Origin of the sequence: Marinobacter excellens LAMA 842 (assembly GCF_001574445.1) — a bacterium.
GTDB classification, from domain to species: Bacteria; Pseudomonadota; Gammaproteobacteria; order Pseudomonadales; family Oleiphilaceae; genus Marinobacter; species Marinobacter shengliensis.
Genome location: NZ_LOCO01000015.1, coordinates 15,814 through 22,471 on the forward strand (window position 1 = coordinate 15,814; position 6,658 = coordinate 22,471).

The 6,658-nt window shown below is 59.5% G+C and carries 8 protein-coding genes; 5 read left to right on the top strand and 3 right to left on the bottom strand.

The window, feature by feature from the left end; all coding sequences use genetic code 11:
* The 5 genes from J122_RS12845 to J122_RS12865 form a co-directional block, all read left to right on the top strand.
* Positions 1 to 863, top strand: an 863-nt coding sequence (locus J122_RS12845) for a molybdopterin cofactor-binding domain-containing protein (RefSeq protein ID WP_156471762.1), incomplete at its 5' end; no start/stop codon positions are given.
* 88 nt (positions 864 to 951) lie between these two features.
* On the top strand, positions 952 to 1,578 hold the full coding sequence (locus tag J122_RS12850; RefSeq protein WP_061332651.1) for a methylthioribulose 1-phosphate dehydratase: 627 nt from the start codon (positions 952 to 954) through the stop codon (positions 1,576 to 1,578).
* On the top strand, positions 1,575 to 2,135 hold the full coding sequence (locus J122_RS12855) for a 1,2-dihydroxy-3-keto-5-methylthiopentene dioxygenase (RefSeq protein ID WP_061332652.1): 561 nt from the start codon (positions 1,575 to 1,577) through the stop codon (positions 2,133 to 2,135). Before J122_RS12850 ends, J122_RS12855 begins: the two co-directional genes overlap by 4 nt.
* On the top strand, positions 2,132 to 2,824 hold the full coding sequence (mtnC, locus tag J122_RS12860; RefSeq protein WP_061332653.1) for an acireductone synthase: 693 nt from the start codon (positions 2,132 to 2,134) through the stop codon (positions 2,822 to 2,824). Before J122_RS12855 ends, mtnC begins: the two co-directional genes overlap by 4 nt.
* An 11-nt stretch (positions 2,825 to 2,835) precedes the next feature.
* Positions 2,836 to 3,897, top strand: coding sequence for a DUF3080 domain-containing protein (locus J122_RS12865; protein WP_061332654.1), 1,062 nt, complete (start codon positions 2,836 to 2,838; stop codon positions 3,895 to 3,897).
* A gap of 7 nt (positions 3,898 to 3,904) precedes the next feature.
* On the opposite strand, the gene J122_RS12870 is transcribed toward J122_RS12865, so the two are convergent.
* The 3 genes from J122_RS12870 to wrbA form a co-directional block, all read right to left on the bottom strand.
* Positions 3,905 to 5,710 (bottom strand): GspE/PulE family protein, encoded by a 1,806-nt coding sequence (locus tag J122_RS12870; protein ID WP_061332655.1) that lies wholly within the window; start codon positions 5,708 to 5,710, stop codon positions 3,905 to 3,907.
* Positions 5,711 to 5,738: 28 nt separating this feature from the next.
* Positions 5,739 to 6,098 (bottom strand): DUF2069 domain-containing protein, encoded by a 360-nt coding sequence (locus tag J122_RS12875; RefSeq protein ID WP_061332656.1) that lies wholly within the window; start codon positions 6,096 to 6,098, stop codon positions 5,739 to 5,741.
* Positions 6,099 to 6,139: 41 nt separating this feature from the next.
* Positions 6,140 to 6,658 (bottom strand): NAD(P)H:quinone oxidoreductase (gene wrbA / locus J122_RS12880; protein WP_061332657.1); only part of this gene is annotated, 519 nt, incomplete at its 5' end.

Below are 6,658 nucleotides of genomic sequence, written 5' to 3' on the forward strand. Positions count from 1 at the left end.
GCGAACTGACCGGCTGGCACCACCAGATCGTCGGCCCGCAGGTTCTGGACTGGTACGTGCGCAATGCCGCACCCGCACAGTATCCCTGGGCGCCCAAGTTCCTCTACGACACCCTGGGGCGGGTAGGGCTGATGGCTGAGGGCATTGCCACACCGAAAGATATTTCGGCCATTGAAGGGGCCATTGAATACCCCTACCAGGTGCAGAACGTCAGCGTTCGTCATACCCACACCGATCCCGGTGTGCCCATCACCTGGTGGCGATCGGTGGGTTATTCCCACAACGGGTTTGCGGTGGAAACCTTTATGGATGAGCTGGCCCACGAATCCGGTGAAGATCCGTTGCAGTTCCGCCTGAAAATGCTGGATGCCGAGCCGCGCCATCGCGAGGTGCTAGAGCGCGCAGCCCGGCTGGCGGATTGGGGCCAGCCAGCGCCGGAAGGTCGCGCCCGGGGGCTCGCCTTGTTCAAGAGCTTTGGTACCTATGTGGCCCAAGTGGTTGAAGCCGGAATCGAGAACGGTGAAATACGGGTGTACAAGGTGATCTGCAGCGTGGATTGCGGCCAGGTGGTTAATCCCAGGATTGTTGAAGACCAGATCGAGGGTGGCATCCTGTTTGGCCTGACCGCCGCGCTCTACGGCGAGATCAACTTCGACAACGGCGAGATCCGGCAGAGCAATTTCCACGACTACCGCCTGATGCAGATGCACCAGGCGCCCGACGTGGTGGTGGACGTTGTTGACAGTGAAGCAGGCCCGACCGGTGTGGGTGAGCCAGGCGTGCCCCCGGTGATTCCCGCCCTGGGCAATGCCCTGTTTGCGCTGACCGGAAAGCGCCAGCGCCGCCTGCCGTTGACGGCTTGAGCCAAAGCGGTTTTCGGGGAGCGATGGCCGTCCTATAATGGCGGCCATCGCTTGCCCGGCAGGGCACGTTTCAACCGGGAGATTGCGTGTGTTTGATGTAACACGATTTGCCACAGCGGCTCAGTCCATCGTGGATGCAGGTCAGTTCCTTTACGGCCGTGGCTGGTCGCCTGCCACCAGCAGCAATTATTCTGCGCGGATCGACAGTGATCATGTGGCCATTACGGTGTCTGGCCGCCACAAGGGGCAGCTGACCACCGCAGACGTCATGGTGGTTGATCTTGACGGCCGGCCGGTCCAAAGCCAGTGCAAATCCTCCGCAGAAACCCTGTTGCATACCGTGCTTTACCAGGTGTTCCCGGAGGTTGGTGCCGTCTTGCACACCCATTCCGTAAAAGCCACAGTATTGAGTCGGCTGATTGCTGCGGGTCAGGCACTGGAGCTGGAAGGCTACGAATTGCAGAAGGCGTTTTCCGGTGTTGAGACCCATGAGGGTGCACTGAGCATTCCGGTTTTCGACAACACTCAGGATATTCCGGCGTTGGCCGAGGACACCCGGGCCTGGTTTCTGGCCCATCCTGAACACCCCGGTTACCTGATTCGCGGCCACGGCCTGTATACCTGGGGTAAGACCATGGCGGATTGCCTGCGCCATGTCGAAGCCTTCGAATTTCTCTTTGAATGTGAACTTGAAACCATGAGGGTCCGCCCATGACTACCCTGAGCATATTTCACCAGAGCCAGCCGGACGAGGCCCGCACCGTGATGACCGACCCGGGGGCTATCGGTGATGCGCTCGCCCGCCACGGCGTGCGTTTCGAACAGTGGCCAACCCGTGATCTGCCGGCGGATGCCAGCCAGGAGCAGATTCTGGAAGCCTACAGCGAAGAGGTTGCGCGGCTGAAGCAGGAATGCGGTTTCCAGACGGCCGATGTGATCAGCCTGAACCCGGACAACCCCCAAAAGGAAGCCTTCCGCCAGAAGTTTCTGGACGAGCATACCCACAGCGAGGATGAAGTGCGGTTTTTCGTGCGGGGCCAGGGCCTGTTCTATCTGCACTTTGGCGACCAGGTGTATGCCCTGCTGTGCCAGCAGAACGATTTGATCAGTGTACCGGATGGCACACGCCACTGGTTTGATATGGGGCCAGAGCCGCAATTCACTTGCATTCGCCTGTTCACCAACCCGGAAGGCTGGGTTGCGAGCTTTACCGGCGAGGATATCGCCAGTCGACTGCCCCGTTACGAAGGGCTTGCGGGAGTGGCAGGATGATTCGGGTAGTTCTGACCGATATAGAGGGCACGACCAGCTCGATCTCATTCGTGCACGATGTGCTGTTTCCCTACGCCAGTAAACACTTGCCGGAATTTATCCGCACGAACCATCACACCACGCCGGCTGTGGCTGAACAGCTGGCTCTGGTCGCAGAAAAAAGTGGTGTCGACAGTAAAGATGTGGAGGGCCTGATTGATGTCCTCCAGGCCTGGATATCCGAGGATCGCAAAGAAGGGCCGCTCAAAGCACTGCAGGGCATGGTCTGGGAGCAGGGATATCACAGCGGAGAGCTGAAGGGCGATATCTATCCGGATGCGGCGGATTATCTTCAGCGCTGGCATGATCGGGGCCTAAGGCTGTTCGTATATTCCTCTGGTTCTGTGAAGGCACAGAAACTGATTTTTGGTTTCAGTAACGAAGGCGACTTTACGCCGTTTTTCTCCGGATACTTCGATACCGGTGTGGGCGGCAAAAAAGAAGCACAGTCTTACCGCAATATTCTTGCCGAGCTAGGTGTAGAGCCGGGGACCGTTCTGTTCCTGTCGGACGTGGAAGCCGAGCTCTCGGCGGCTGAGGAAGCTGGGCTTAAAACCGTCTGGCTGGTGCGTGATGGGGAGCTTCCTGACACTGGTCGGCCTGTTGCCCGTGATTTTGCGGAGGTAGACGCGCTACTGCGTAAACGTTAGGAGGTGGTCGAATGCCCGGTAGTTCATGTCTGAAATGGCTTATTCCGGGTGTTTGTGCCTTGTTTCTGGCCGGCTGCAATCCGTTCTCCGAAGCCGAGCCGATGATGGAAGAGTACCTGGAGCGCCTTGCCCGGGTGCTGGATACGCCATCGGTATCGGTTCCCTCTGATCTTCCCCCTGCCTCCACCGTACCCCGTCGCCGCGAACGTGTGCTTGATATGCCTGAGCTGGATCTGGGCATGCTGGACTTTCTGTCGCTGTACGGGTGTGAACTTCAGTATGTGGTTGGCGAGCGAAACTCGGTGATGGGCCGGGTGATGCAGCCTCTTAACCGGCTGCGTTATGAAGTCCGGTTTATCCGAGCCGCGGAAGACTGCATGGCAGAGATCGACGATGAGCGCTTGGAGAAAACCCTCCAGGATGCGGTCGAGAGCAAGCGGGCATCGCTTCCTGTGGCGGTGTGGAATGCCACCTGGGGCACGGAAGAGATCGAACGCTTGCTGACCCTGTCAAAGGGGTTTTATCCGGTCGCTGCCGAAGGCAATCCGGTGTCTGATCTGGTGCGGGACCTGGGCCAGTTGAACCAGGCCGTATCCGATTTGTCGGTCCAGCAGCTCGATGTTCCCCTCGATGCACTTGGCGGAGTGCACCAACGCTGGCAATCGGAGTTTCGCGCCGGGCAGGTGATCAACAGCGCCCGGCTGTTGATTGCAACCCTCAATGCAGGAACAGAGACCCTGAAAGCGCGCCTTGATGAGCGTCCATTATGTCTGAATGGCCGGCCGAATAATCAATCAGAAATCGTCCGAAATTTCTTCTTCAATGTGTACATTGGTGAAATCCAGCCCTACATGAGCGATGTCAGCCGGGCCCGGGATTCGCTGATCGGGGCTCTGGCCGAGCTGGCGGACCAGCAAACTGCCGTTATGCCGGCGAGCTTTCAGGACTGGTACCAGCGTCATTTGTCAGCCGATGCTGAAGTCAGCCTCTGGCGGGAGCTGGACCAGGCCATGATGCAGCACACCCGGCACTGGCAGGAACTGTTGGAGCAGTGCGGTCTGCGCCCGGGTTGATGCGGGTTCAGCGCTGGCTTTCCGGGGTCACCCGCAGGATTTCTTCCACCGTGGTCTGGCCGGCGGCCACTTTCTGGGCGCCACTGAGGCGCAGGGATTTCATGCCTTCTTTATAGGCGTCCAGCCTTAAATGCTCGAGTTCGCAGCGATCATTGATCTGGCGAGTCAGGTGCTCGGAGAGCGTCATGATCTCATAGACCCCGGCGCGGCCCATATAGCCGGTATTGCGGCATTCGAGGCAGCCCACCGGATGATAGAACTGACGGGGAACCGGCGCTTTCCAGGGGCGGGTCAGTGTTTGCCAGGCCTGCTCGTCGGCCTCACCCGGAGCCTTGCAGTGGGGGCACAGGGTGCGGGCCAGGCGCTGGGCCATCACCCCAAGCACCGTGGCCCGGATCAGGTAGGGCGGGATGCCCAGTTCCATCAGTCGCGTGATGGCGCTCGGGGCGTCGTTGGTGTGCAGGGTGGAGAGCACCAGGTGGCCGGTCAGCGCTGCCTGTACCGCCATCTCGGCGGTTTCCAGATCGCGGATTTCGCCAATCATAATAACGTCGGGGTCTTGCCTCAGCAGGGCCCGGACTCCATGGGCGAACGTCAGGTCGATATTGGTTTGCACCTGCATCTGATTGAAGGCCGGCTCGACCATTTCGATGGGGTCTTCAATGGTGCAGATGTTCAGTTCCGGCGACGCCAGCTGTTTGAGGGTGGAGTAAAGGGTGGTGGTCTTGCCGGAACCGGTAGGGCCAGTCACCAGTACAATGCCATGGGGGCGTGCGGTCATGGCCTGCCAGCGCTCCCGGTCTTCTTTACTGAAGCCCAGCTGCTCGAAGGATTTCAGCAGCACCTCCGGATCAAAAATCCGCATCACCATCTTCTCGCCAAAGGCGGTGGGCATGGTGGCCAGGCGCAACTCCACCTCGCTGTTATCCGGTTTTCGGGTTTTGATCCGGCCGTCCTGGGGCCGGCGTTTCTCGGCCACATTCAGGCGCCCCAGAATCTTCAGACGGCTGGTGACAGCCACCCCGACATGTTCCGGAAACTCATAGACGTTATGCAACACGCCATCAATACGAAAACGCACCTGGGTGACCGCCCGGCGCGGTTCAATGTGAATGTCTGAGGCGCGCTGGTCAAAGGCGTACTGCAACAGCCAGTCGACAATCTTGACCACGTGCTGGTCATTGGCATCCGGGTTTTCGTTGGAACCTATGTCCAGCAGTTGTTCGAAATTCTGATTGCTGGCGGCACCCGGGGCCTGGCTGCCGCTGGCCTTGCTCACGGAATTGGCGAGCTGGTAAAACTCCACCGTGTAGCGCCGGATGTCTTCCGGGTTGGCAACGACACGGCGAATGTCCTTGCGAATGGCCTGTCGAAGGTTGCTTTCCCATTCGGTCTTGAATGGTTCCGTGCTGGCAATCAGCACTTCATCCTGGCGTATCTCTACCGCCAGAATGCCGTGGCGCTGGGCAAAGGCGTAGGACATCACCCGGGCGATGGCCGGCGTGTCGATCTTGAGCGGGTCTATGTGGTAGTAATCCTGGCCCGCCCATCGGGCCAGCCAGCTGGTCAGCCGATCAAGATCCAGGGTTCGGCCATCCCTGAGGCTGGTAATGCCGGCAATGGCAACCAGTTCCAGGGGGTGTCGCGGAGAAGTTCGTCCGTCCTGGGTAGCGGCCCCCAGGTTGGCCGTGAGCACCTTCTCAGCATCCTGGTGGCTGATTTCGCCACTTTCCACCAGGGCAGAGCAGATGTCTCGCAGGGTGAGGGTGTGCCGATGTGGTGGTGCTGGCATGGGGGGCGTTTGATCAGCCATCGTTGTGCTCTCCGGGTGTTATGGGCACTCAGTTGGCAACCGGCCGGTTTACTTTCAGGTGAACCATGGCGACGGTGAACAGTAGGAATGTAAGCACTGTGAGAATCATCGGGCCTGGGGCGCCTTCGCTCAGCCAGGCGGAGACCACGGCCTGGGTGAAGTAAAAAATCACCACGAAGGCCATCCAGATGTACCCGCGATTGTGCCCCCGGAATACCGGTACTGCAAACGCCAGAAGGGGTAACAGTTTCACCGTCAACATCAGGGGAATGGACACGCCTTCCACTGGCGCTGGATAGAATGTTGTCAACAGCAGTGTGGCCAATACCGCAAGGTACAGCGCAATGGTTATGCGGGCCGTGGTTTTTGCTTTTTCATTTTTGAGCATAAAAGGTTCCGGGTGGTTGAAAGTTTGGATGCTGGCGGTGATCAACCGGCAAGTTTGAGCGCCAGCCGGGCAAGGCGCTCACCAAAGGCCTGGCACAGGGCCTTTTCATGGTCACTCAGCGCCTGCTGTGCACCGGTACCTGCCCAGTGGGTGGGGCCGTAAGGCGTGCCGCCGGTCGAGGTCTCATTCAGGGCACTCTCGGAGTAAGGCAGCCCGCACAGTACCATGCCGTGGTGCAGCAATGGCATCATCATGGTCAGCAGCGTGGTTTCCTGGCCGCCATGCAGGCTGCCGGTAGAGGTGAAGGCGCCAGCAGGTTTACCAACCAGCTTGCCGTTAAGCCACAAATCGCCGGTACCATCGAGAAAGTGTTTGAGCGGGGCCGCCATATTGCCAAACCGGGTAGGGCTGCCCAGGGCCAGCCCGGCGCAGTTTGCGAGATCTTCACGGGTGGCGTAAGGGGCGCCGCTGTCCGGCACCGGGGGCATGCTGGCGCTGGTGTCTGGTGACACTGGTGGAACCGTGCGGATTTTCGCCTCAATGCCATCCGCTCGGGCGAC

Excerpts from the sequence above, each read along its gene's own strand:
- mtnC (WP_061332653.1), top strand. The coding sequence starts at position 2,132 with ATGATTCGGGTAGTTCTGACCGATATAGAGGGCACGACCAGCTCGATC.
- J122_RS12870 (WP_061332655.1), bottom strand. The coding sequence starts at position 5,710 with ATGGCTGATCAAACGCCCCCCATGCCAGCACCACCACATCGGCACACC.
- J122_RS12865 (WP_061332654.1), top strand. The coding sequence starts at position 2,836 with ATGCCCGGTAGTTCATGTCTGAAATGGCTTATTCCGGGTGTTTGTGCC.
- J122_RS12855 (WP_061332652.1), top strand. The coding sequence starts at position 1,575 with ATGACTACCCTGAGCATATTTCACCAGAGCCAGCCGGACGAGGCCCGC.
- J122_RS12875 (WP_061332656.1), bottom strand. The coding sequence starts at position 6,098 with ATGCTCAAAAATGAAAAAGCAAAAACCACGGCCCGCATAACCATTGCG.